Source organism: Sphingomonas sp. (assembly GCF_019635515.1).
GTDB lineage: Bacteria > Pseudomonadota > Alphaproteobacteria > Sphingomonadales > Sphingomonadaceae > Sphingomonas.
Genome location: NZ_JAHBZI010000001.1, coordinates 482,117 through 504,993, shown reverse-complemented (window position 1 = coordinate 504,993; position 22,877 = coordinate 482,117). Strand labels below are relative to the sequence as shown.

The 22,877-nt window shown below is 67.2% G+C and carries 22 protein-coding genes; 13 read left to right on the top strand and 9 right to left on the bottom strand.

Annotation, left to right across the window (positions count from 1 at the left end; all coding sequences use genetic code 11):
- Positions 1 to 62 precede the first annotated feature (62 nt).
- From KF730_RS02580 to KF730_RS02570, 3 genes are read left to right on the top strand one after another with little or no spacing between them, the layout of a single operon-like run.
- A complete protein-coding gene (locus KF730_RS02580; RefSeq protein WP_294092047.1) occupies positions 63 to 869 on the top strand; it encodes an aspartyl/asparaginyl beta-hydroxylase domain-containing protein in 807 nt (268 codons plus the stop codon).
- Entirely contained in the window at positions 853 to 1,197 is a 345-nt protein-coding gene (locus tag KF730_RS02575) for a hypothetical protein (protein ID WP_294092046.1), read from the top strand. The genes KF730_RS02580 and KF730_RS02575 overlap by 17 nt, the downstream gene beginning before the upstream one ends.
- 8 nt (positions 1,198 to 1,205) lie before the next feature.
- Positions 1,206 to 2,339, top strand: coding sequence for an aspartyl protease family protein (locus KF730_RS02570; RefSeq protein ID WP_294092045.1), 1,134 nt, complete (start codon positions 1,206 to 1,208; stop codon positions 2,337 to 2,339).
- On the opposite strand, the gene KF730_RS02565 is transcribed toward KF730_RS02570, so the two are convergent.
- A complete protein-coding gene (locus tag KF730_RS02565; RefSeq protein ID WP_294092044.1) occupies positions 2,336 to 2,524 on the bottom strand; it encodes a hypothetical protein in 189 nt (62 codons plus the stop codon). The genes KF730_RS02570 and KF730_RS02565 overlap by 4 nt on opposite strands.
- A gap of 52 nt (positions 2,525 to 2,576) precedes the next feature.
- On the opposite strand from KF730_RS02565, the gene KF730_RS02560 reads away from it, so the two are divergent.
- A complete protein-coding gene (locus tag KF730_RS02560; protein ID WP_294092043.1) occupies positions 2,577 to 3,380 on the top strand; it encodes a methyltransferase domain-containing protein in 804 nt (267 codons plus the stop codon).
- A 53-nt stretch (positions 3,381 to 3,433) separates the two neighbouring features.
- Positions 3,434 to 4,498, top strand: a complete 1,065-nt coding sequence (locus KF730_RS02555; protein WP_294092042.1) for a methyl-accepting chemotaxis protein — start codon at positions 3,434 to 3,436, stop codon at positions 4,496 to 4,498.
- Positions 4,499 to 4,638: 140 nt separating this feature from the next.
- Here the strand turns inward: KF730_RS02555 and phaR are convergent, their stop codons facing one another.
- Positions 4,639 to 5,193, bottom strand: a complete 555-nt coding sequence (phaR, locus tag KF730_RS02550; RefSeq protein WP_294092041.1) for a polyhydroxyalkanoate synthesis repressor PhaR — start codon at positions 5,191 to 5,193, stop codon at positions 4,639 to 4,641.
- A gap of 13 nt (positions 5,194 to 5,206) precedes the next feature.
- Here phaR and KF730_RS02545 point away from each other — a divergent pair, with 13 nt between their 5' ends.
- Positions 5,207 to 6,277 carry an alpha/beta fold hydrolase gene (locus KF730_RS02545; protein ID WP_294092039.1) on the top strand — a complete coding sequence of 357 codons (1,071 nt, stop codon included), beginning with the start codon at positions 5,207 to 5,209 and terminating at the stop codon, positions 6,275 to 6,277.
- Between the two features lie 30 nt (positions 6,278 to 6,307).
- The gene (locus KF730_RS02540; RefSeq protein ID WP_294092038.1) at positions 6,308 to 7,483 is read left to right on the top strand and encodes an acetyl-CoA C-acetyltransferase; all 1,176 of its coding nucleotides are present in this window, start codon (positions 6,308 to 6,310) and stop codon (positions 7,481 to 7,483) included.
- A 137-nt stretch (positions 7,484 to 7,620) separates the two neighbouring features.
- Here the strand turns inward: KF730_RS02540 and alr are convergent, their stop codons facing one another.
- Both alr and KF730_RS02530 read right to left on the bottom strand, forming a co-directional pair.
- Positions 7,621 to 8,640: an alanine racemase gene (gene alr / locus KF730_RS02535; protein WP_294092037.1), complete on the bottom strand. Its 1,020-nt coding sequence runs from the start codon at positions 8,638 to 8,640 to the stop codon at positions 7,621 to 7,623.
- Positions 8,641 to 8,650: 10 nt separating this feature from the next.
- Positions 8,651 to 10,231 carry an MFS transporter gene (locus KF730_RS02530; protein WP_294092036.1) on the bottom strand — a complete coding sequence of 527 codons (1,581 nt, stop codon included), beginning with the start codon at positions 10,229 to 10,231 and terminating at the stop codon, positions 8,651 to 8,653.
- 175 nt (positions 10,232 to 10,406) lie between these two features.
- Between KF730_RS02530 and KF730_RS02525 the strand changes: the two genes are divergently transcribed.
- Positions 10,407 to 12,461, top strand: a complete 2,055-nt coding sequence (locus KF730_RS02525) for a TonB-dependent receptor (RefSeq protein WP_294092035.1) — start codon at positions 10,407 to 10,409, stop codon at positions 12,459 to 12,461.
- Between the two features lie 74 nt (positions 12,462 to 12,535).
- Here the strand turns inward: KF730_RS02525 and KF730_RS02520 are convergent, their stop codons facing one another.
- Genes KF730_RS02520 through KF730_RS02510 form a run of 3 tightly spaced genes read right to left on the bottom strand, consistent with a single transcriptional unit; the run spans position 12,536 to position 13,874 of the window.
- Positions 12,536 to 13,480, bottom strand: a complete 945-nt coding sequence (locus tag KF730_RS02520; protein WP_294092034.1) for an aldo/keto reductase — start codon at positions 13,478 to 13,480, stop codon at positions 12,536 to 12,538.
- A complete protein-coding gene (locus KF730_RS02515) occupies positions 13,477 to 13,638 on the bottom strand; it encodes a hypothetical protein (RefSeq protein WP_294092033.1) in 162 nt (53 codons plus the stop codon). The genes KF730_RS02520 and KF730_RS02515 overlap by 4 nt, the downstream gene beginning before the upstream one ends.
- Entirely contained in the window at positions 13,635 to 13,874 is a 240-nt protein-coding gene (locus KF730_RS02510; RefSeq protein ID WP_294092031.1) for a hypothetical protein, read from the bottom strand. Before KF730_RS02510 ends, KF730_RS02515 begins: the two co-directional genes overlap by 4 nt.
- Positions 13,875 to 14,003: 129 nt before the next feature.
- On the opposite strand from KF730_RS02510, the gene KF730_RS02505 reads away from it, so the two are divergent.
- The 4 genes from KF730_RS02505 to metH are packed head-to-tail and all read left to right on the top strand — an operon-like array spanning position 14,004 to position 19,537.
- A complete protein-coding gene (locus tag KF730_RS02505; RefSeq protein WP_294092030.1) occupies positions 14,004 to 14,954 on the top strand; it encodes a metalloregulator ArsR/SmtB family transcription factor in 951 nt (316 codons plus the stop codon).
- A gap of 3 nt (positions 14,955 to 14,957) precedes the next feature.
- The gene (gene metF, locus KF730_RS02500) at positions 14,958 to 15,851 is read left to right on the top strand and encodes a methylenetetrahydrofolate reductase (protein WP_294092028.1); all 894 of its coding nucleotides are present in this window, start codon (positions 14,958 to 14,960) and stop codon (positions 15,849 to 15,851) included.
- Positions 15,848 to 16,894: a homocysteine S-methyltransferase family protein gene (locus tag KF730_RS02495; RefSeq protein ID WP_294092027.1), complete on the top strand. Its 1,047-nt coding sequence runs from the start codon at positions 15,848 to 15,850 to the stop codon at positions 16,892 to 16,894. The genes metF and KF730_RS02495 overlap by 4 nt, the downstream gene beginning before the upstream one ends.
- A gap of 39 nt (positions 16,895 to 16,933) precedes the next feature.
- The gene (gene metH / locus KF730_RS02490) at positions 16,934 to 19,537 is read left to right on the top strand and encodes a methionine synthase (protein ID WP_294095668.1); all 2,604 of its coding nucleotides are present in this window, start codon (positions 16,934 to 16,936) and stop codon (positions 19,535 to 19,537) included.
- 59 nt (positions 19,538 to 19,596) lie between these two features.
- Here metH and KF730_RS02485 read toward each other — a convergent pair whose 3' ends face one another.
- Entirely contained in the window at positions 19,597 to 19,902 is a 306-nt protein-coding gene (locus KF730_RS02485; RefSeq protein WP_294092025.1) for a hypothetical protein, read from the bottom strand.
- Between the two features lie 118 nt (positions 19,903 to 20,020).
- Positions 20,021 to 21,391 carry an XRE family transcriptional regulator gene (locus KF730_RS02480; protein WP_294092023.1) on the bottom strand — a complete coding sequence of 457 codons (1,371 nt, stop codon included), beginning with the start codon at positions 21,389 to 21,391 and terminating at the stop codon, positions 20,021 to 20,023.
- Positions 21,392 to 21,587: 196 nt separating this feature from the next.
- Here KF730_RS02480 and aceA point away from each other — a divergent pair, with 196 nt between their 5' ends.
- Positions 21,588 to 22,871 carry an isocitrate lyase gene (gene aceA, locus KF730_RS02475; RefSeq protein ID WP_294092021.1) on the top strand — a complete coding sequence of 428 codons (1,284 nt, stop codon included), beginning with the start codon at positions 21,588 to 21,590 and terminating at the stop codon, positions 22,869 to 22,871.
- The last annotated feature ends 6 nt before the right edge of the window (positions 22,872 to 22,877 follow it).

Genomic DNA, 22,877 nt, shown 5'->3' with positions numbered 1-22,877 from the left:
CCCGCCTAACCCGGAGTCGCCGGACGGGGGGCGATTCCGTTTGTGCGTACAGGGATGTTCCAGTGAAGGCCGAATCCATTGCCGGCGGCGCGTTGGAGCGCGAAGCAGACGAGCGCGCCGATGACGCGCCGCTCGCCGCCGCGCGCAGCCGGCCGCTGCTGATCAGATACGGCAAGCATCTGCGCGGCGGCTTCGACCGGCTGATCGCGGCGTCTTCGCTGGTGCCCGACGAGGCCGTGCTCGATGTCCGCGATTTCGCCTGGACCCAGCAATTGCGCGAGAACTGGCAGGCGATCCGCGACGAGGCGCTGGCCGCCGCGCTCGCGCCCGATGCCACCCCGCCCCTCGCCGCGATTTCCCCCGATCACCGCGCCATCGCCCACCCCGCCAAGTGGCGATCCTGCTTCCTGTGGGGATATGGCTATTCGGTCCCCGAGAATATCCATCGCTGCCCGGTCACCGCGTCGCTGGTCGAGGGCATTCCGGGGCTCAACAGCGCCTTCTTTTCGATCCTCGCGCCGGGCACGCACATTCCGCCGCATCGCGGCGTCACCAAGGGGCTGATCACCTGCCATCTCGGCCTGATCATCCCGCGCGACGGCGATGCCCGGATGCGCCTCGAAGACCGGGTGGTGCGCTGGGCCGAGGGCGAGACCCTGATATTCGACGATACCCGCGATCATGAGGTGTGGAACGACACGTCGGGCACGCGGATCGTGCTCGCGATCCAGTTCCGCCGCCCCCTGCGCAATCCCGGGCGCTGGATCGCCGAGAGCCTTCTCGGCCTCGTCCGCCGCTCGGCCTTCGTCCAGGAAGCGCGCGCCAATCTGCGCGTCTGGAGCCAGGAGAATCGTGCACTCGAGCATTGAAGCCGCGCGCCGCAAGGACCATATCGGCACCATGGAAAACCAGCCTGTCGCTCCGCCCGCCTTCGACCGCGCCAAGGCATGGAGCGAGTTTCGGCGCATGCTCGTCTGGATCGCCATCGCCGGCGTGCTGATGGTGGTCGCGTCGCTCTGGTATCTCTCGCTCTACGACGCGCTCTATCCCTCGGCGGTGCTCGCCACGATCGGCGGCGTGTTCGTGTCGATGATGCTGGGCTGCGGGCTGTTCGCCGCCGCGTTCTTCAGCGACAAGAGCGGGCACGACCAGACCGTCACCAACGCCACCACCCATGCGGGTGAATCCGAAGCCTGAGCGGCGCGATGCTCGCCATGCTGGCCCTTGCCGCCGCCACGCAGGAGCCGGTTCTCGCGGCCGATAGCGAAGCGCGCTGGGTGCCGTTCGAGCTGACCGCCAGCAACCAGATCCGCTTCACGATCCAGGCCGGCGGCCGTGACGTCAGCGCCATTCTCGACACCGGCATCAGCATCAGCGTCGTATCGCGTGGCTTCGCCGATACGCTTGGGCTCAAGCATCTCGAAAGCGGGCGCGCGACCGCGATCGGCGGCGCCATCCCGATCGACCTCGCCGCGGCCCCGCGCGTGGCGTTCGGCGGATTGAGCCGCACCGGCGGGCGCGTCGCGGTCGCCGATATGGCGGGCATCCCCGGCGTTTCGGCCGAAATCTATGTCGGCGCCGATCTGCTCGGCTGCTGCGCCATCGACATCGACTATCCCGCCCGCCGCTTTCGTATCCTGCCCAGCGGCCGCATGCCCTTCACTGGCGACACGGCACCTTTGTCCAAGGTTCGCGGCAGCGGCGTCTTCGTCACCGAATTCACCCTTGGCACCCGCCGCCTGCGCCCGATCCTCGTCGATACCGGCGACGGTTCGTCGCTGACCCTGACATCGCAAGCCTGGACCACGGCCCGCCCGCCCGGCACCCGCGTCACCACCACGCTCGGCTATGGCGCCGGCGGCGCGCTCGTCAGCGACGCGGCGATCCTGCCCGGCATCATGCTTGGCGGCCGCGCCACCGGCGAGACGGAGCTGCGCATCGAAGCGGCGGGAGGCTTCTCGCAAATGGCGGGCACCGCCGGGCGGATCGGCACCGGGTTGCTGATGCGCTATCGCGTGCTGCTCGATCCCGGCGCGGGCCGAATGGTACTGCGCCCCGATCCCGCCGCCGAACGCACGCCGCTGCGCTCGACCAGCGGGCTGCTGGTCAATTATGCGAACGGCGCGCTGCGGATTTTGCACGTCATGCGCGGATCGCCCGCCGAACAGGCCGGCTTCGCCGCGGGCGAGCGCATCTGCGCCGCCGATGGCCAGCCGGTCCGCGAGGATGTCGAGGCCGATGGCAAGGTTGACTGGACCGTCGGCACGCCCGGCCGCGTCGTCCGCCTGCGGGAATGCGACGGCCGCGAGCGCACGATCACGCTGCGCGCCTTTTATTAGCCGAGGTGCAGCGCCAGGCTGGTCAGGATCAGCGCCGTCAACAGCGCCAGCACCTGGATCAGCGGCCAGTTCATCAATCCGATCCGGTCCATGTCGCGGCGGCGCTTGCGCTTGCGCTCGCCCAGTCCGGCGATCACCGCGACCAGCATCGCGACTCCCACGCCCGTCCACAATTCCTGTTGCATCGAGCGTCCGTTTCCCCGCACCTTGGCCGGCATATCTAGGGAGAGAAAACCGATGCGCCAGACCTTCGCCCATCCTCTGGCGCTACTGGCGCTCGCCACGGTCACCGCCTGCGCCAGCGATTATCGCCCCGCGCTCGACGCCAGCGTCGCCGCGCCGACGCGCACGGCGGCGAACGTCGCGCGCGATCCCTATCGCCACCCCGCCGAAACGCTCGCCTTCTTCGGGGTGAAGCCCGGCGACACGGTGGTCGAGATCTGGCCCGGCGGCGGCTGGTACACCGAGATCCTCGCGCCCTATACCGCGAAGAAGGGAAAATATTACGCGGCGGCGCCCTGGCCGGACGGGCTCAAGGCGGTGCAGGCGCTGCAGGCCGGGGACCACGCCACCTATGGCCATATCCAGGTCGCCGCCTTCCCCGCCGCGCAGGGCCAGCCGCGCGTGCCCGATGGCAGTGCCGATGTCGTCCTCACCTTCCGCAACGTCCATAACTGGCGGATGGGCTATCAGCGCCAGGGCGCGGATTATTCGATGGAAGCCTTCGCCCAGATGTTCGCGATGCTCAAAAAGGGCGGCATCCTCGGGATCGAGGATCACCGCCTGCCCGAAAGCGCCGCCAGCGAGCGCGAGAAGACCAGCGGCTATCTCAAGGTCTCGACCGTCCGCCTCCTCGCCGAAGCGGCGGGGTTCAGGTTCGTCGGCGCCTCCGAGATCAATGCCAATCCCAGGGACACCGCCGACTGGCCCAACGGCGTCTGGACCCTGCCGCCCAGCTACCGGCTCAAGGATGTCGACCGCGCCAGATACACGGCGATCGGCGAGAGCGACCGGATGACGCTGAAGTTCGTCAAGCCGTAGGGCTAAGCGACTGAAACACGGTGCGTTAACCATTATCGGCGTAGCGTGCCCGCATGCCGCGCCGCATCCGATCCCTGCTGTCCGTCCTCCGCGAGGAAGTCGATAGCTACGCCGCCACCAGCGAAGAGATCGCGACGCGGACCAATCTGCTCGCCCTCAATGCCGCGATCGAGGCCGCCCGCTCCGGCGAAGCCGGGCGCGGCTTCTCGGTCGTCGCCCAGGAAGTGAAGGCGCTGGCCCAGCAGGCGCGCGGCGCGTCCCTCGAATTCCGCTCCGAAGTCGGCGAGCGGCTCGCCAAGGGCGCCAGCATCGCCGACGAGATGGTCGCCGAGATCGAAGGCAGCCGGCTGGTCGAGCTCGCCCAGGCGCTGATCCACAACGTCACCCGCCAGATCTATGGCCGCAGCCTCGATCTGCGCCTGCTCGCCTCCGACGCCGAGATCGTCGCCGCCACGCTCGATCCCGGCCCCGAAAATCTTGCCGCGGCGCAGGCCCGGCTCGAACTGCTGACCGCGACCTCGCCCTATTACGTCACCGCCTTCGTCGCCGATGCCGCGGGCCGCATCATCCTCTGTTCGAACCCGAATGCGCGGGTGAAGCAGACCAACCTCGCCGACGCGCCGCAATTCCTCAAGGCGATGGCAAGCTGGCGCAGCACCGACTGGTTCACCGACGAGGTCTGGCAAAACCCCTGGTCCGATCACCGCGCCGTGCTGGTCCTCGTCACCGGCATCCGCGCCCGCGGCGTCGAGGGCGCGCCCGCCGGCGCCTTCTATCTGGAATTCGACTGGGAGAGCCACATCCAGGCGATGATCTCCGACAAGTCGCTGTTCGGCGAGCGCGACTGGGCCCGCACCCGGATCAGCATCGTCGATCAGTCCGATCGCGTCGTCGCCGATTCGTCGGGCTCGCGCTATGGCGAGATCGTGCCGCTGCCCGCCAACGCCGTGCGCGGCGCCGAGGTGCGCGGCGAATCGACCGTCGCCTTCGCGACAGCCCAGGATTATCTCGGCTTTGGCGGCCTCGGCCTGCGCTGCGTCATCGAACAGAAGATGCTGAGCGCCGACGAGATCGACGAAGCGCTGGGTGGGCTCAGGGCACGCAGCGCGCGCGGTTAGGCGCCACGAACCTATATATAGCGTCGTCATGCTGAACTTGTTTCAGCATCCAACGTGCAACAACCGATGCCGTTGCTTGTGGAGAATTGGCCCCTGAAACAAGTTCAGGGTGACGGGTGCCTAAGTGGAGCCGCGGTGGCTTACTTCCCCAGCTTCTCGATCTTGTCCCGAAGCCGCGCCAGTTCCGCCTTCAGCGCCGAGACATCGTCACCGGCCTGTGCCGCCGGCGCCTCGGGAGCGGCCCCGGCCTGGCCCGGCTTGAACGCCGCCGAAGCCGCTTCGAACATCGCCATGTTGCGCTTGGCCATCTCGGCGAAGGGCGAATTGGCGAAGGCGCCCTCGATCGTCGACTTGAACTGCTCCTGGTTGCGGCGGAAGCTCTCCATCGAGGCTTCGAGATAGCCGGGCACCATCGCCTGCATCGAATCGCCGTAGAGCGAGATCAGCTGGCGCAGGAAATTGACCGGCAGCATCTGCGATCCGCGCGCTTCCTCTTCCATGATGATCTGGGTCAGCACATTGTGCGTGATATCGTCTTCGGTCTTGGCATCGATGACCTTGAAGTCACGGCCTTCGCGCGTCATCGCCGCGAGATGATCGAGCGTGATATAGGACGAGGTCTCGGTGTTGTAGAGGCGGCGGTTCGCATACTTCTTGATGATGACCGGACCGGTGCCAGGCGCTGCTTTCTTCATGGGAACCCCGTCAGTGACTGAAGGCCACCTAACATCGTTTCATGCCGCAGCGCAACAAGGGCCGCGTCCGCTCCCGCTGTTCCTCTCTCTGCTGCGCAGCGAAACCGCAGCATCGCCGGAGCGGCGAGAGGCGGCGCTGGCCGGTTTGAAGGCCTATCAGCAGGCCGAACGCCCGCCCGAGCGCGTGCCGCCGCCGGCCATCGCCGAATCGGGCCGGGCGCGGTTGCGCGACTATGGCGGTTCGGGTCCGCCGGTGGTGTTCGTCCCGTCGCTGATCAATCCGCCCTTCGTGCTCGACCTTGCCGAAGACAATTCGCTGCTCCGCTGGCTGGCGGCGCAGGGCCTGCGCCCGCTGCTGGTCGATTGGGGCAGCCCGGGGCCGGAAGCGCGCGGCGAAGGCCTCGACCATCATATCGCCCGGCTGTTGCTGCCGTTGATCGACTCGCTCGGCGAACCGCCATTGCTCGCCGGCTATTGCCTCGGCGGCACGCTCGCGCTCGCCGCCGCGTCGTTGCGCCCGGTGCGGGGTGTGGCGACAATTGCCGCGCCCTGGCGCTTCGTTCGTTACGGCGATCCCGCGCGCGCGGCGATCGCGGCGCAGTGGGAAGCGGCGCGGCCCACCTGTCAGGCGCTCGGCCTCGTCCCGATGGAAGTGCTGCAATCGGGCTTCTGGCAGCTCGACCCCGCCCGCACCGTCGCCAAGTTCGAGAAATTCGCCGCGATGGCGCCCGGCAGTCCGCAGGCGCGCGGCTTCGTCGCGCTCGAGGATTGGGCGAATGGCGGCGCGCCGCTGACCTATGCCGTCGGCGAGGAGATGTTCGAGCGCTTCTTCGCCGCCGACCGTCCCGGCCATGGCCGCTGGTGGGTCGGTGGCACCCGCATCGCGCCGTCGCGCCTCGCCTGCCCGGCGATCGAGTTCATCTCCGCGACCGACCGCATCGTCCCCGCCGCCAGCGCCGCCGGCCTGCCCGCACAGCGCATCCTCCGCTCCGGCCATGTCGGCATGGTCGTCGGCGGCCGTGCGCAGGCCGAACTGTGGGAGCCACTGCGCGACTGGCTAATTGCCGCAGCGCACACTAGGTAACGCGCAACGAATTTCAGCCGGAGTCGAGCCATGTCCGATATCGTCATCACCGCCGCCAAGCGCACTCCCGTCGGCAGCTTCCTCGGCGCCTTTGGCAGCACCCCCGCGCACGAGCTTGGCCGCGTCGCGATCGAAGCCGCGCTCGAACAGGCCGGGGTAAAGGGCGAGGAAGTCAGCGAAGTGATCCTCGGCCAGGTGCTCACCGCCGCGCAGGGCCAGAACCCCGCCCGCCAGGCGTCGATGGCCGCGGGCGTCCCCAAGGAAGTGCCGGCCTGGGGCGTCCAGCAGGTCTGCGGCTCGGGGCTCCGCGCCGTCGCCCTCGCCTATCAGGCGGTCAAGACCGGTGACGCGAATATCGTCGTCGCGGGCGGCCAGGAATCCATGTCGATGTCGACCCACGCCCAGTCGCTGCGCCCGGGCACCAAGATGGGCGATCTCAGCCTGGTCGACACGATGATCAAGGACGGCCTGACCGACGTCTTCAACGGCTATCACATGGGCATCACCGCCGAGAACCTCGCCGAGCAATATCAGGTCACCCGGCCCGAGCAGGACGAGTTCGCGGTCGCCAGCCAGAACAAGGCCGAAGCCGCGCGCGCGGCGGGCAAGTTCAAGGACGAGATCGCGCCGGTTACCATCAAGGGCCGCAAGGGCGACACCGTCGTCGCCGATGACGAATATATCCGCGCCAGCGCCACCGTCGAAGGCGTCGCGGGCCTGCGCCCCGCCTTCAAGAAGGACGGCACTGTCACCGCCGCCAACGCCTCGGGCCTCAACGACGGCGCCGCCGCGCTGGTCGTGATGCGCCGCGAGGAAGCCGAAAAGCGCGGCGCCCCGATCCTCGCCGTCATCAAGAGCTGGGCCTCGGCCGGCGTCGATCCCTCGATCATGGGCATCGGCCCGGTCCCCGCCTCCAGGGCGGCGCTGGAGAAGGCAGGCTGGAGCGTCGCCGATCTCGACCTGATCGAAGCCAATGAAGCCTTCGCCGCGCAGGCGCTGTCGGTCGGCAAGGAGCTCGGCCTCGATCCCGACAAGGTCAACGTCAATGGCGGCGCGATCGCCATCGGCCACCCGATCGGCGCCTCGGGTGCCCGCGTGCTGACGACTCTGATCTACGAAATGCAGAAGCGCGACGCCAAGAAGGGCCTCGCCACCCTCTGCATCGGCGGCGGCATGGGCATCGCCATGTGCATCGCGCGGGATTGAGCCGCTACTTCAATCCTCCCCCGGAGGGGGAGGTGGCAGCCGCAGGCTGACGGAGGGGGCTCGCCGCGAGCGGACCGCCTGTGGCAAGCCCCCTCCACCACTTCGCGTGCCACCTCCCCGTACCGGGGAGGATCGGCTCACCCCCAAACCCGATCGAACCGCGCCCCCAGCCCGGTGATCAGCTCATATTGCGACAGTCCGCTCAGCGCCGAAGTCTCCGGCAGCGCGTAGTCGAGCGACACCCAGTCGCCTTCGGCCAGCCCCGGCATCGAATCCACGTCGATCGCCGTCAGGTCCATCGACACGCGCCCGATCACCGGCAGCGCGACGCCGTCCACCCGCGCCATGCCCCTGCCCGAGAAGCAGCGCAGATAGCCGTCGGCATAGCCGATATTGAGGATCGCCACCTCCATGTCGCGCGGCGCGGTGAAGGTTCCGTTGTAGCCGACGATCCCTCCGGCAGACACCCGCCGACGCTGGACGATCTGCGCCTCGGGCGTGACGACCTGGGCGATGCCATCATGCCCGGCGCGCTGCTTCCCACCATAAAGCGCGATCCCCGGCCGGGTCAGATCGAAGGCATAGGCCGCCCCCAGCCCGATCCCCGCCGAATTGGCGAGGCTCATTCGCCGCGCGTTGGTGGTGCCCGCCAGCGCCGCGAACGCATCGCGTTGCTGCCGGTTGAGCGCGACATCCTCGTCCGCCGAAGCGAGGTGGCTCATCAGCGTGTCGATGGCGAGCCCGCCCAGCGCGCTCACATCTTCCGCCGCGACCCCCAGCCGGTTCATGCCGGTATCGACCATCACGTCGCACGCGCCGCCGCCGGCACCCTGCCACAGCCGCACCTGATCCATCGTGCCCAGCACCGGCCGCACGTTCGCCGGCCGCGCGCCGGCCATGTCCTCCGCGCGCACCCCGTGCAGCACCGACACCGACACGCCGACATCGGCGATCGCCCGCGCCTCGGCCCAGTTCGCCACGAAGAAATCGCGGCACCCCGCCGCCGCCAGCCGCGTCACGACCTCCCGCGCGCCCAGCCCATAGCCATCGGCCTTGACCGCCGCGCCGCACGCCGCGCTGCCGCTCAGCCGCGCCAGCAGCAGCCAATTGGCGACAAGCGCATCGCCATTCAGGCGCAGACGGAGCGGAGCGGACATGGTGGCGCGATTAGCGTGCCACGGATGCGGGCGCCACCGTCTCCTTCAAACCCCACACCGTCACGACCAGCGCCACTGCCACCACGGCGAATGTGTACCACAGCCCCGAATAGGGATCGCCGGTCTTCACCACGATCGACTGGCTGATGAAGGGCAGGAAGCCGCCGAAATAGCCGGTGCCGATATGATAGGGGATCGACATCGACGAATAGCGGATGCGCGGCGGGAACATCTCCGAAAGCAGCGCCGCGACCGGGCCATAGGTCGCGCCCGATAGCGCCATCAGCACCAGGATCGCGGCCATGATGATCGCGATGCTCTTCGCCGGCGGGGTGATCGGCTTGAGGTCATAGCCCGCCGCCGCCAGCGCCGCGTCGAGCCCGGCGGCGCGGGTGTCGCGCACCGCCGTGCCGCCCACGGTCACGTCGATCGCCGAAGCTTCGGCCTTGGTGTAGGCGACGCCCTTCTTGGCGAAATATTCGAGCACGCGCCCGCATTCGTCCTTCTGCTTCGACGCGAACGGATCATAGGCGCATTCCGGCCCCGAGACGACGACCGGCGCCCGCGCGGAAGCGGCGCTCAGCGCCGGATTGGCCTCGCTGCCGATGATCCAGAACATCGGAAACAGCAGCACCAGCGTCGCCACATAGCCCCAGACGATCGGCTTCTTGCGCCCGATCCGGTCCGACAGCGCGCCGAACAGGATGAAGAAAACGAGGCCGCCCAGCGCCGACCCGCCGGTGATCAGCTGCGCCGCGGTCGCATCGACATGCATCTGCTGCTGGAGGAACGACAGCACCGAGAACATCGCCGTGTACCAGATCACCGTCAGCCCCGCGGCGATGCCGAACAGCGCGACGAACAGCCGCTTCCAGTTGCCGGGATAGGTGAAGCTCTCGACGAACGGGTTCTTCGCGGTCTCGCCCGCTTCCTTCATCGATTTGAACACCGGGCTCTCGGAAAGCTTCAGCCGCATCCATAGCGACACCGCGAGCAGCACCACCGAGAAGACGAACGGCGCCCGCCAGCCCCATGCGTCCCAAACGTCGCTCAGCGCCATCCTGAACAGCAGCACGACGGTCAGGCTGAGGATGAAGCCGCCGACCACGCTCGCCTGGATGAAGCTGGTGTGGAAGCCGGCGCGCCTGCCCGGCGAATGTTCGGCGACATAGATCGCCGCCCCGCCATATTCGCCGCCCAGCGCAAGGCCCTGGGCGATGCGCAACAGCAATATCAGCACCGGCGCCGCGACACCGGCCACCGCATAGCCCGGCACCAGCCCGATCCCGGCGGTTGCCAGGCCCATCACCGTGATCGTGATCAGGAACGTGTATTTGCGCCCGAGCCTGTCGCCGAGAAACCCGAACAGCACCGCGCCCAATGGCCGGAAACCGAACCCCACCGCGAAGGTCGCCCAGGCGAGCAGATCGCCGAGCACCGGATTATCCGCCGGAAAGAAGGTCCGCCCGAGGATGCCGGTGGTGGTCAGCGTGCCCCAGATGAAGAAGTCATACCATTCGAAGATGGTGCCCAGCGACGACGCGCCGATCACCAGCCGCATCTCCTTCGCCGTCGGCTCTCCGCTCCCCATGCCCGCCTCCCCTGGCTTTTCGCCGGACCTTAGCGCGTGCGCGCAAGGCGGCAAGCGTCGCCCGGCCGTCATCGTGTATCCATGTTCAATACATTTCGTTCAGACACGGTGCGGCAAATCACTAGCACACCGGCAAAAGATCGGACACAAGTCCGACACAGGGGAGAGACCGGGAATGAATCGCGCACTCGCAATGGCAGGCACCGCGCTTGCCGCATGGCCATGCCTGGCCGTTGCGCAGGAAAGCCCCGCCACCACAACCGCCGCCGCGCCCGCCGATTCGGCGCAAACCGGCATCCTCATCTATCCACCCGAATTCTTCGCCAGCGCCGGCCCCGATACGGCGCTGGACATGATCCAGCGCGTCCCCGGTTTCGGGCTCGACACCGGCAATTCCGAAGCCCGCGGGCTGGCCGGTGCGCAGGGTAACGTCCTGATCGACGGCAGCCGCCCTTCCTCCAAGACCGACAATCTGTTCGAGATTCTCCGCCGCATCCCCGCCGCCAGCGTCGAGCGCGTCGAGCTGATCCGCGGCGGCGCGCCGGGCATCGATATGCAGGGCCGCTCGGTGATCGCCAATGTCGTGCTCAAGCGCACCGCCAGTTCGCAGATCGTGCTGGAGACCAACAGCTATTTCTACCGCGACGCCTATGCCGGCCCCTTGCTCAAGGCGCAGTATTCGCGGCGTGAGGGCGAGAAGCAGACCGAGATCGCCTTCTCCGCCACCACCGATCGCACCGGCGGCACCGCCAGGGGCCATCGCACCCGCTACGATGCGGCCGGCGCGGCGTTTCAGGAAGCCGATCTCGATCTGTGGGACCGTTACCGCAACGGCAGCGTCCGCGGCTCGATCACGCGGCCCCTGGGCGGCGGCAAGCTGCGCGCCAACGCGCTGATCGACTACACCAATTTCAACAACCGTCAGGACATCGCCATCCTGTCCGGCCCCGGCGTCAACAGCCACAACCAGGACGTCAATCACGCCTGGGGCGGCGAGCTCGGCGTCAACTGGACCAGGCCGCTGGGGCCCCGCACCGAGATCAATCTGATCGCCCTCCAGCGCGGCTCGCGCCAGCGCTACGATTCGTCGAGCTATGACGGCAGCGGCGCGACCACCGAGTTCGACAATGATTCGCTTCGCGGCGAGAGCATCGTCCGCGGCACGCTCAAATATCGCCAGAGCGACCGCTGGGCGTTCGAGGGCGGCGGCGAGGTCGCCTACAACTTCCTCGATAACGCCAGCCGCTACAATCAGAACGGCGCTCCGGTCGCCCTGCCCAACGCCAAGGTTCTGGTCAGCGAGCTGCGCGGCGAGGCGTTCGGCCAGACCACGTTCCGGCCCACCGCGAACCTGACGCTGGAGGCAGCGCTCCGCGTCGAGAAATCGACGATCAGCCAATCGGGCGACACCGACAAGTCCAAGTCGTTCGTCTATCCCAAGCCGCGTCTCCAGCTCACCTGGGTGCCTGGTGCCGGTCACCAGATCCGGCTGCGCGCCGAGCGCTCGGTCGGCCAGCTCAATTTCGGCGACTTCTCGGCCTCGACCGAGATCAACCTCGGTACCGTCGCCGGCGGCAATGCCGATCTCGAACCGCAAAAGCTGACCGTCTATGAGGTCGTCTACGAGCGCCGCTTCTGGGGCAAGGGCGCGGTCGAGCTGACTCTCCAGCACACCGAGATCGAGGATGTGATCGACATCATCCCGCTGATCGGCGGGTTCGACGCGGTCGGCAATATCGGCAATGGCTGGGTCAATCTCGGCCAGGTGCGGATCACCTTGCCGTTCGACCGGCTGGGCATCCCCAACGCCCTGCTATCGGCGCGCTTCGCGGCCCAGAAGTCGCAGGTCACCGATCCGCTCACCGGCCAGCATCGCCGCCTGTCGCGCGAAATCCCGTTCGCCTGCAGCGTGTCGTTCAACCACGATCTCGAGGGCGGCAAATTCTCCTACGGCTTCGAACATGGCTGCAACATCGACCGCTACACCGCCTATCGCGTCCGCGAGGTCCGCACCATCGACAACCAGCCGTTCGTCTCGATCTACGGCCAGTGGAAGCCCAATCCGAAAATGACCGTCCGCATCGATCTCGGCAACGTCACCAATTTCCGGGTCGCCAATGGCCGCGAAGTCCATTCCGGCCCGCGCAACATCACGCCGATCCTGTTCAGCGAACGCCGCGAGACCCGGCAGAGCCAGTATCTGTTCCTCCAGGTCCGTCACGTCCTCTAAAGGAAGACACTTGCGGCGACCGCTCCATGAGCGCCAGGAATCGCGCTTGCCCGTCTCGCAATTCCCTCGAAGCGTCACGCCCCCGCCGCGGTCAGCCGGCTCAACTGATCGTCGCTCAGCGCCACATCCCACGCTCCGATCAATTCCTCGACCTGTTCCACCCGCGTCGCGCTCGCGATCGGCGCGGTCACGCCCGGCTGCGCGGCCAGCCAGGCCAGCGCGATCTGCGCCAGGCTCGCATTGGTCTCCGCCGCCACCGCGTCCATCGCCGCCAGCACCTTCGCGCCCTTGCCCTCCAGCAACGCCGTCATCCGCCCGCCGCGCACCGATTGGCCAAGATCGGCCGCCGAGCGATACTTGCCGGTCAGAAATCCCGAGGCGAGCCCATAATAGGGCACGACCCCGATATTCTCGGCGACGCACAGATCCTGCAGCGCGCCTTCGAACCTGTCGCGGCTGACCAGATTATATTCGGGCTGGAGCACCGTGTAGCGCGGCAGGCCCTCGCGCTTCGCCACATCCAGCGCCAGGCCAAGCCGTTCGGCGCTGAAGTTCGAAGCGCCCAGAGCCCGGATCTTGCCTGCCTCGATCAGCTTCGCGAATGCCGCGAGCGCATCCTCCTGCGGAACGCCTTCATCGTCCTGGTGCGCGAAATACAGGTCGATCGTCTCGACCCCGAGCCGCTTGAGCGACGCTTCGCAGGCCGCGGCGATCCGCGCCGGCGCCAGCTTCTCGCCACCCTCGCCCGGCAGCATCCCGACCTTGGTCGCGACCTGCATGCGCTTGCCCGAGGTCCGCAGCCATTCGCCGATCAGCGTCTCGGATTCGCCGCCCTTATGCCCCGGCACCCAGGCCGAATAGACGTCGGCGGTATCGACCATCGTCCCGCCGGCATCGGCGAACGCGTCGAGTACGCGAAAGCTCGCCGCCCTGTCCGCGGTCCAGCCGAAGACGTTGCCGCCCAGCACCAGCGGCGGCGTGGTCAGGCCGCTTCCGCCCAGCGCCCGCGCGGCGCTCACTGCGTATTCCCCTTGTCGTCCATCGCGTTGATGTCGATCGACGCCGCCGCTTGGTCGAGCTGCTTTTCCTCGCCGCGGCTGAGCCCGCCCGGCGCCGGATCGTCCCCGCCGCATGCCGCAAGCGCGAGCAGCAGAAGCAGGGGGACGGCGCGGATCATTCCTCGATCTCGTTGTCGCCACCTTCGTCGGCGGGGGCCTCGGCATAGCTGTTCTCGGCCGCGCCGAACGCCGCGTTCTCGGCCGCGTTCACATCGCTGACCGCCTCGCCCATCGTGTTGCTGTCGCCGCCCACCGATTCATTGGCCTCGGCGGCTTCGTTGGCGGCCTTCTTGCCGCACGCCGAGAGGCTGAGCACCGCCGCCGCGGCGAGGGGGATGAGGAGAGCCTTGCGCATCATAGTCCCTTTCGTGTTTTCCTGTCGGCAACGGGCTAACCGACCCGCTCTCTCTCACGCAACCCCAACTGCGCGTTGACCTGATATAAAGATATCTTTATATCTCTATGTACCCAGAGACGGAACCGCATGAACCAGGCTCTCATCATCTTCCGCGCCCTCGCCGATTCCACCCGGCTGCGCATCCTCGCGCTGCTTCGCTCGATGGAATTGTCGGTCGGAGAGCTGGCGCAGGTGCTCGGGCAGAGCCAGCCGCGCGTCAGCCGCCATATCAAGATCCTCTGCGACGCCGGCGTCGCCGAGCGCCGCAAGGAAGGTAGCTGGGTGTTCGTGGCGCTGGGGCCGGACGCCAGGGTCAGGCCGATCCTCGCCGCGCTGGATAGCTGGGGCGAGGCCGATCACTGGACCGTCGCCGACGAGGCCCGCCTCGCCGCAGTCCGCGCCGACCGCGCCAGCGCCGCCGCCGAATGGTTCGAAGCCAATGCCGGGCAATGGGACGCGATCCGCTCGCTGCATGTCGCCGACAGCGAAGTCGAGGCGGCGATGGCCAGGGCGCTGGGCGATGCCCCACTCGGCTGCCTCATCGATATCGGCACCGGCACCGGCCGGATGCTCGAATTGTTCGCGCCCCAGGCCAACCACGCGCTCGGCATCGATCGCTCGTCGGAAATGCTCCGCCTCGCCCGCGCCAAGCTGTCCGAGCGCGGGCTCAACGCCGAGCTGCGCCAGGCCGATCTCTACGCGCTGCCTCTCGCCGATGGCGGCGCGGATGCGGCGATCCTCCATCACGTCCTCCATTTCGCGCAACAGCCCGGCGCCGCCATCGGCGAGGCCGCGCGCGTGCTCGCGCCCGGCGGGCGGCTCCTGATCGCCGACTTCGCGCCGCACGAGCGCGAGGATCTTCGCCAGCAGGACGCGCATACCCGCCTCGGCTTCTCCGACGAGCAGGTGCTCGGCTGGCTCGAAGCGCACGGTCTCGCGCCGGTTCAGGTCGAGACGCTCGAAGGCGGCGAGCTCACGGTCAAATTATGGCTCGGCCGCAAGACCGGCGAGCCCGCCAGGAAAGTGAAAGCGGCATGAGTCATGACTGAAGTGAACCCGCTGGCCGGACCGCTGTTCGCGGACGTTGCCGGCGATATCGACGTGTCGTTCGAGTTCTTCCCGCCCAAGACCGAGAAGATGGAGGAGACGCTCTGGGAATCGATCCAGACGCTCTCGCCGCTCGCCCCCCGTTTCGTCAGCGTCACCTATGGCGCGGGCGGCACCACCCGCGAGCGCACCCACAATACGGTCGCACGCATCGCCCGCGAGACCGGCATCCCCGCCGCCGCGCACCTCACCTGTGTCGAGGCGACCCGCGACGAGATCGATCAGGTCGCCAATGACTATTGGCAGGCCGGCGTCCGCCATATCGTCGCGCTGCGCGGCGATCCGCCTCGCGCCGGCGAGAAATATGCGACGCACCCCGGCGGCTATGAGAATGCCGCCGATCTCGTCGGCGGACTGCTCAGGCTTCACCCGTTCGAAATCTCGGTCGCCGCCTATCCCGAATGCCATCCGGATTCGCCGCACGCCGCCGCCGATCTCGACAATCTCAAGCGCAAGATCGATGCCGGCGCCACCCGCGCGATCACGCAATTCTTCTTCGAGCCCGACACCTTCTTCCGCTTCCGTGACGATTGCGCGAAAGTCGGTATCAAGAACGAGATAGTGCCAGGCATCATGCCGGTGATGAGCTTCGCCGCGGTCCGGAAGATGTCGGCGATGTGCAACACCCACGTCCCCGGCTGGATGGAGCGCCTGTTCGAGGGGCTCGACGATCGCCCCGCCGCGCGCCAGCTCGTCGCCGCCACCCTCGCCGCCGAGCTGTGCCGCAAGCTCTATGCCGGCGGCGTCCGCCAGTTCCACTTCTACACGCTCAATCGCGCCGAGCTCAGCTACGCGATCTGCCACCTTCTGGGAGTGCGCCCGAAATGAACGCCCGCGAGAAATTCTTCGCCGAAGCGCGCAAGCGCATCCTGATCACCGACGGCGCCTTCGGCACCGAGATCCAGAACTGGAAGCTCGCCGAAGCCGATTACGCCGGCGCTCTCGGCCTGTCGCACGATCAGAAGGGCAATAACGACATCCTCGCGCTGACCGCGCCCCACGTGCCGGCCAGCATCCACCGCGCCTATTTCGAAGCCGGCGCCGACATCGCCGAGACCAACACCTTCTCGGCCAACCGCATCAGCCAGGCCGATTATGGCGCCGAGCATCTCGTCCGCGAGATCAACGTCGAGAGCGCGAAGATGGCGCGCCAGATCGCCGACGAGTTCGAAGCCAAGGACGGCCGCCCCCGCTTCGTCGCCGGTGCACTCGGCCCGACCAACAAGACGCTCTCGCTCAGCCCCGACGTCAACGATCCCGGCTTTCGCGAGATCGATTTCGACTATCTGAAGGACGTCTATCGCGAGCAGATCGACGCACTGGTCGAAGGCGGCGTCGATTTCATCCTGATCGAGACGGTGTTCGACACGCTCAACGCCAAGGCCGGGGTGATGGCCTGCATCGAGGCCGCCAACGATCTCGGCCGCGATCTGCCGATCATGATGTCGATGACGCTGACCGACCTGTCGGGCCGCAACCTTTCGGGCCACACCGTCGAGGCGTTCTGGGCCGCGATCCGCCACGCCAATCCGCTGACGATCGGCCTCAACTGCTCGTTCGGCGCCGAGCAGCTCCGTCCGCACGTCAAGACGCTGTCGGGCCTCTGCGACACGCTGATCATGGTCTATCCCAATGCCGGCCTGCCCAACGAACTCGGCGCCTATGACGAATCGCCCGAGACGACCGCGGGCCTCGTCAAGGAATGGGCCGATGCCGGCCAGGTCAATGTCCTTGGCGGCTGTTGCGGATCGACTCCGGCGCACATCGCCGCGATCGCCGAAGCGGTACGGGGACTGGCGCCGCGCGAACTCGCCACCCCGGAAGTCCGCACCCGCCTCGCCGGACTCGAACCCTTCACGATGGCCGCCTGAATCGATCCTCCCCGGCGCGGGGAGGAACTAGGAATGACAATGACTTCTACCGCCTCCTCCACCTCCTTCGTCAATGTCGGCGAGCGCACCAACGTCACCGGTTCGGCCGCGTTCAAGAAGCTGATCATGGCCGGCGACTATGCCCGGGCGGTCGAGGTCGCGCGCCAGCAGGTCGAGAACGGCGCGCAGGTGATCGACGTCAACATGGATGAGGGTCTGCTCGACGCCTATGAGGCGATGACGACCTTCCTCAAGCTCATCGCCGCCGAGCCCGATATCGCCCGCGTGCCGGTGATGATCGACAGCTCGAAATGGGGCGTGATCGAGGCCGGGCTCAAATGCGTCTCGGGCAAGCCGATCGTCAATTCGATCAGCATGAAGGAGGGCGAGGCGCAGTTCCTCGAACAGGCCCGCAAGTGCATGGCCTATGGCGCCGCCGCGGTCGTGATGGCCTTCGACGAGACCGGCCAGGCCGACACGCGCGACCGCAAGATCGAGATCTGCGAGCGCGCCTACAAGCTGCTCACCGGCATCGGCTTCCCGCCCGAGGACATCATCTTCGATCCCAACGTCTTCGCGATCGCCACCGGCATCGAGGAGCACAATAATTACGGCGTCGACTTCATCGAGGCGACCCGCGAGATCAAGGCGCGCTGCCCGCATGTCCATATCTCGGGCGGCCTGTCGAACCTGAGCTTCAGCTTCCGCGGCAACGAGACCGTCCGCAAGGCGATGCACTCGGTGTTCCTCTATTACGCCATCCCCGCCGGCATGGACATGGCGATCGTCAATGCCGGCCAGCTCGACGTCTACGACACGATCGAGCCCGAGCTGCGCCAGGCCTGCGAGGACGTGATCCTCAACAAGGACCCCGATGCCGGCGAGCGTCTCGTCGCGCTGGCCGAGAAGTATAAGGGCACCGATGCCGTCGCCGAAAAGCAGATGGCCGAATGGCGTGGCTGGGAAGTCTCGAAGCGGCTGGAGCACGCCCTGGTCAAGGGCATCGACCAATATGTCGTCGAGGATACCGAGGAATGCCGCCTCGCCTTCCCGCGCCCGATCGAAGTCATCGAAGGCCCGCTGATGGACGGCATGAACGTCGTCGGCGACCTGTTCGGCAGCGGCAAGATGTTCCTGCCGCAGGTGGTGAAGTCCGCCCGCGTGATGAAGAAGGCGGTCGCCCACCTCCTGCCCTTCATCGAGGCCGCCAAGGAGGAGGGCGCCAAGGGCAAGGGCAAGGTCGTGATGGCCACCGTCAAGGGCGACGTCCACGATATCGGCAAGAACATCGTCGGCGTCGTGCTCCAGTGCAATGGCTTCGAAGTCGTCGATCTCGGCGTGATGGTCCCCTGGTCGAAGATCCTCGAGGCCGCCAACGAGAATGACGCCGACATGATCGGGCTGTCCGGGCTGATCACCCCCTCGCTCGACGAGATGGTCACCGTCGCCGAGGAGATGCAGCGCTCGGGCATGACCATGCCGCTGCTGATCGGCGGCGCGACCACCTCCCGCGTCCACACCGCGCTGCGCATCGAGCCGGCGTACAAGGGCCCGGTCGTCCACGTCCTCGACGCATCGCGCGCGGTCGGCGTCGCCACCACGCTCGTCTCCGATACGATCCGCGACGATTATGTCGCCAAGGTCGCCGCGGAATATGAGGCCGTCCGCCAGGCCCGCGCCAATCGCGGCCAGAGCGAATTGCTGCCGCTCGAAAAGGCCCGCGACAACGCTTTCGAGGCCGATATGGCGCTCAAGCCCGGCAAGCCGCGCATGCCCGGCATCCATGATTTCCCCGATTGGGACCTCAATGACCTCCGCCAGTATATCGACTGGACGCCGTTCTTCCGCGCCTGGGAGCTGGCAGGGGTCTATCCGGCGATCCTCGAGGACGAGATCGTCGGCGAAAGCGCCACCTCGCTGTTCAACGACGCGCAGAAGATGCTCGACAAGATCATCGCCGAGAAATGGCTCACCGCGCGCGGCGTCGCCGGTCTCTGGCCGTGCCGCCGCTCGGGCGACGACATCGTCGTCCATGTCGAGGACGAGACCCATGTCACTCTGCCGATGCTCCGCCAGCAGATCGCCAAGCGCGAAGGCCGCGCCAATATGTGCCTCGCCGATTTCATCGATCCGCAGGGCGACTGGATCGGCGGCTTCGCGGTCTCGCTTCACGGCATCGAGCCGCACCTCGCGCGCTTCAAGAACGCGATCGACGATTATTCGGACATCCTCTTGAAGGCCCTTGCCGACCGTCTCGCCGAGGCGTTCGCCGAACGCCTCCACCATTATGTCCGCACCGCCTTATGGGGCTATGCCGAGGGCGAGCAGCTCACCAACGAAGCGCTGATCAAGGAACTGTATCGCGGCATCCGCCCCGCCCCCGGCTATCCCGCCTGCCCCGAGCACAGCCTCAAGCCGATCCTGTTCAAGATGCTCGACGCGCATCACCGCACCGGCATTTCCCTGACCGAAAGCTTCGCGATGCTGCCGACCTCGGCGGTTTCCGGCTTCTATTTCGGCCACCCCCAGGCCGAATATTTCGGCGTCGCCCGCATCGGCCAGGACCAGCTCGAAGACTATGCCGCGCGGCGCGGCGTCAGCGTCGAGCAGGCGACCCGCTGGTTGCGGCCGAATCTGGACTGAGCCAGCCTCCGCCCCGCGAAAGGCGGAGAACCGGTTCACGCGGCAATCACCGCCGAGGCTCAGCTCGTGGTGTATTGGCCCTGATACCAATTGCCGCCGGGATCCATGCACCATTCGGTGGTGGTGTCGTTGCCGGTGCAATAGACGCGGATATAGGCGCCATTCGAAGTCTGCCACGCGGTCGCCGAGACCTGCGATCCGGGCTGGCTGAACGAGCCGGTCGTCCAGCCATTGGTGCCGGTATCGGTACAACGCTCGATGACGTTGTAGCCATCGCTGGAATAGACGCGGATGTGCAGATTGCCGCTGCTGTCGATCCAGTTGACGGCGGCGGTCGCGACGGGAAAATTCGGATTGTCGGCCATGATTTCTCCTCTCCGGATTGTCCGGTGAAGGAGTCGCCGGACCCGCAGCATAGGCGGTCATGCCGCCGCCACTGGCAAGCCGATCGGGCCGACAATTGCCGCCATTACGGCCGGACCCTTAGTCCCCCGCGAAGCCGAACGGGGTGACGCCGCTCTCCCGCTCGCCGACCACCAGCCCGCGCCCCGCCGGCGGCGCCGAGCGCTGCGGGCAGTCCGCGCGCGTACAGGCGCGGCAGCCCAGCCCGATCGGCGTCGCCCGCGCGGTGAAGTCCCTGCCGCGCGCCGCCGTCAGGCTCCGCGCCTCGGCCGCCTCCAGCCCCAGCGCCACCGCGAACCGCGCCCTGACCGCTCCCGCGCCCTGCGGCGTCACGCACCGTGCCAGGGTAAACCAGCGCCGCCCGTCTTCGGTCTCGACCAGATCGGCGACCGTCTCGTCGGCCCGCGCGAACGCCGCGAACATATCCCAGAGCGGGCACACGCCCGGACCCTCGGCCAGCGGCGATCCGCTCGCCCCGGCATAGCGTTTCGATACCTGCCCGGCGCGATCGATACGCAGCATGAAGAAGGGCAGCCCGCGCGCGCCGACCCGCTGCATCGTCGTCAGCCGGTGCGCGACCTGGCTGAAGCTCGCCCCGAAGCGCCGCTGGAGAATGTCGAGATCATATCCGGTCGCCTCGCAGGCGCGCAGGAAGCGGGCGTACGGCATCATCACCGCCGCCGCGAAATAGCCGGTCAGATGGCGGCGAAACAATCGCTCCGCGACCCGGTCGAGCCCGCTCCCGCGCACCAGCGCGTCGATCTGCTCGCGTACTTCCCACGCCAACTGCCCGGCCAGCGCGAAGCTGCGCGCCGGCGCGTCGAGCATTTCGGAGAGCTGCAATTGCCGCGCGTGCATGTCGAGCCGCCTGAGGTTGGCGCCGAGCACGTCCGCCGGCAGGATCCGCACCGATAGCTGGTGCTTGACCCGCAGCCGCTCGGCCATCGCTCCATAGAGATCGCCGCTCATCCGCAGTTCGTCGGCCAGTGCTTCCGCCGCCGCGTCGAGATCGGCGAAATGGTTGCGCCAGCGCTCGATTTCGCGGCGCACCTGCCCATGCGGATCGGGCGCGTCACCCGCGCCCGCCTGCCCCGCGCCGATCCGGTCATAGGCGCGCGCGAACGCCTCCGCCCCGCCCGGCGCCCCGGCCAGCCATTCCTCCATCTGGTGGCGGTCGATGTCGAGATCGGCGAAGATCGGATCGGCCAGCCGCCGCCGCAGCGCTTCGGCGCCGCCGCCCGGTGCGGATGCGCTGAGCGTCCGCAGGTCGAAATCATAGACTTCCGCCAGGCGCAGCATCAGCACCGCCGACACCGGCCGCTGGTTGCGCTCGATCAGGTTGAGATAGCTTGGCGACACGTTCAGCGCCTCGGCCATCGCCGCCTGCGTCAGTCCGATCTGCCGCCTGAGCCGCCGGATCGGATGCCCCGCGAACAGCTTGCCTTCGGCCATGGCGCTTTTCCCTGTCCTACACGAGCGCCGTTCGATACGCCCGCTTCTCGATAAGCGCGGCCTTGTAAATTATTTACATCACGACATGCAATCGGAGAGGAGATTTAAGACAGCCGCACTCTAATGTCATTGCGACCATTGGGACCATTCGCCATTTTGTCGGTATCCAGCGACTAGTTCAGTCAAGGAAACGACAATGACCACCAGCTTCGAAGACCTGATCTCCGCTCCCACCGGCCGCTTCGACGGAATCGTCCGCCCGTATAGCGCCGACGATGTGGCCAAGCTGCGCGGGTCGATCGCGATCGAGCATACGCTGGCCCGCAAGGGCGCGCTCAAGCTGTGGGAATTGCTCAAGACCGAGCCCTATATCAATTCGCTCGGCGCGATGAGCGGCAATCAGGCGATGCAGCAGGTCCGCGCTGGGCTCAAGGCGATCTATCTGTCGGGCTGGCAGGTCGCCGCCGACGCCAACACCGCCGGCGCCATGTATCCCGATCAGTCGCTCTATCCGGCCAATGCCGGCCCCGAGCTATGCAAGCGGATCAACAACGCCCTCCAGCGCGCCGATCAGATCGAGCATTCGGAAGGCGGCGCGACGCGTGACTGGTTCGCGCCGATCGTCGCCGATGCCGAGGCCGGCTTCGGCGGGCCGCTCAACTGCTTCGAGATCATGAAGGCCTATATCGCCGCCGGCGCCGCGGGCGTGCATTATGAGGATCAGCTCGCATCGGAAAAGAAGTGCGGGCATCTCGGCGGCAAGGTGCTGATCCCGACCCAGGCGCATATCCGCAATCTCGACAGCGCCCGTCTCGCGGCGGATGTCTGCGGCGTGCCGACGGTGATCTGCGCGCGGACCGATGCGGAATCGGCCAAGCTGATCACTTCGGATATCGACGAGCGCGACCATGAATTCCTCACCGGCGAGCGCACCGCCGAGGGCTTCTATCGCCTCAAGGAAGGCACCGGCGTCGACCATTGCATCAAGCGCGGCCTCGCCTTTGCCGAGCATGCCGATCTGCTGTGGTGGGAAACCTCGAAGCCCAACATGGACGATGCCCGCCGCTTCGCCGAGGCGATCAAGAAGGAGCAACCGAACAAGATGCTTGCCTATAATTGCTCGCCCTCGTTCAACTGGGAGAAGAATCTCGACAAGGACGATATCGCCCGCTTCCAGCGCGAGATCGGCGCGATGGGCTACAAGTTCCAGTTCGTCACCTTGGCCGGCTTCCACCAGCTCAACTACGGCATGTTCGAGTTGGCCCGGGGCTACAGGGATCGCGGCATGGCGGCCTATTCGGAGCTCCAGCAGGCCGAATTCGCGGCCGAGGCCAATGGCTACACCGCGACCAAGCATCAGCGCGAAGTCGGCACCGGCTATTTCGACCTGATCGCCCAGGCCGTCGCCGGCGGCGAAAGCTCGACCACGGCCTATTCGGAATCGACCGAGGCCGATCAGTTCAACAAGCAAGCAGCGTAAGGAGAG

What these genes read in the sequence shown, in the direction of transcription:
- KF730_RS02505 (WP_294092030.1), top strand. Translation starts at nt 14,004, where the DNA reads ATGAACCAGGCTCTCATCATCTTCCGCGCCCTCGCCGATTCCACCCGG.
- KF730_RS02495 (WP_294092027.1), top strand. Translation starts at nt 15,848, where the DNA reads ATGAACGCCCGCGAGAAATTCTTCGCCGAAGCGCGCAAGCGCATCCTG.
- phaR (WP_294092041.1), bottom strand. Translation starts at nt 5,193, where the DNA reads ATGAAGAAAGCAGCGCCTGGCACCGGTCCGGTCATCATCAAGAAGTAT.
- KF730_RS02565 (WP_294092044.1), bottom strand. Translation starts at nt 2,524, where the DNA reads ATGCAACAGGAATTGTGGACGGGCGTGGGAGTCGCGATGCTGGTCGCG.
- metH (WP_294095668.1), top strand. Translation starts at nt 16,934, where the DNA reads ATGACTTCTACCGCCTCCTCCACCTCCTTCGTCAATGTCGGCGAGCGC.
- KF730_RS02510 (WP_294092031.1), bottom strand. Translation starts at nt 13,874, where the DNA reads ATGCGCAAGGCTCTCCTCATCCCCCTCGCCGCGGCGGCGGTGCTCAGC.
- KF730_RS02530 (WP_294092036.1), bottom strand. Translation starts at nt 10,231, where the DNA reads ATGGGGAGCGGAGAGCCGACGGCGAAGGAGATGCGGCTGGTGATCGGC.
- KF730_RS02525 (WP_294092035.1), top strand. Translation starts at nt 10,407, where the DNA reads ATGAATCGCGCACTCGCAATGGCAGGCACCGCGCTTGCCGCATGGCCA.
- metF (WP_294092028.1), top strand. Translation starts at nt 14,958, where the DNA reads ATGACTGAAGTGAACCCGCTGGCCGGACCGCTGTTCGCGGACGTTGCC.
- KF730_RS02560 (WP_294092043.1), top strand. Translation starts at nt 2,577, where the DNA reads ATGCGCCAGACCTTCGCCCATCCTCTGGCGCTACTGGCGCTCGCCACG.
- KF730_RS02515 (WP_294092033.1), bottom strand. Translation starts at nt 13,638, where the DNA reads ATGATCCGCGCCGTCCCCCTGCTTCTGCTGCTCGCGCTTGCGGCATGC.
- KF730_RS02570 (WP_294092045.1), top strand. Translation starts at nt 1,206, where the DNA reads ATGCTCGCCATGCTGGCCCTTGCCGCCGCCACGCAGGAGCCGGTTCTC.
- KF730_RS02555 (WP_294092042.1), top strand. Translation starts at nt 3,434, where the DNA reads ATGCCGCGCCGCATCCGATCCCTGCTGTCCGTCCTCCGCGAGGAAGTC.
- alr (WP_294092037.1), bottom strand. Translation starts at nt 8,640, where the DNA reads ATGTCCGCTCCGCTCCGTCTGCGCCTGAATGGCGATGCGCTTGTCGCC.
- aceA (WP_294092021.1), top strand. Translation starts at nt 21,588, where the DNA reads ATGACCACCAGCTTCGAAGACCTGATCTCCGCTCCCACCGGCCGCTTC.
- KF730_RS02485 (WP_294092025.1), bottom strand. Translation starts at nt 19,902, where the DNA reads ATGGCCGACAATCCGAATTTTCCCGTCGCGACCGCCGCCGTCAACTGG.
- KF730_RS02480 (WP_294092023.1), bottom strand. Translation starts at nt 21,391, where the DNA reads ATGGCCGAAGGCAAGCTGTTCGCGGGGCATCCGATCCGGCGGCTCAGG.
- KF730_RS02540 (WP_294092038.1), top strand. Translation starts at nt 6,308, where the DNA reads ATGTCCGATATCGTCATCACCGCCGCCAAGCGCACTCCCGTCGGCAGC.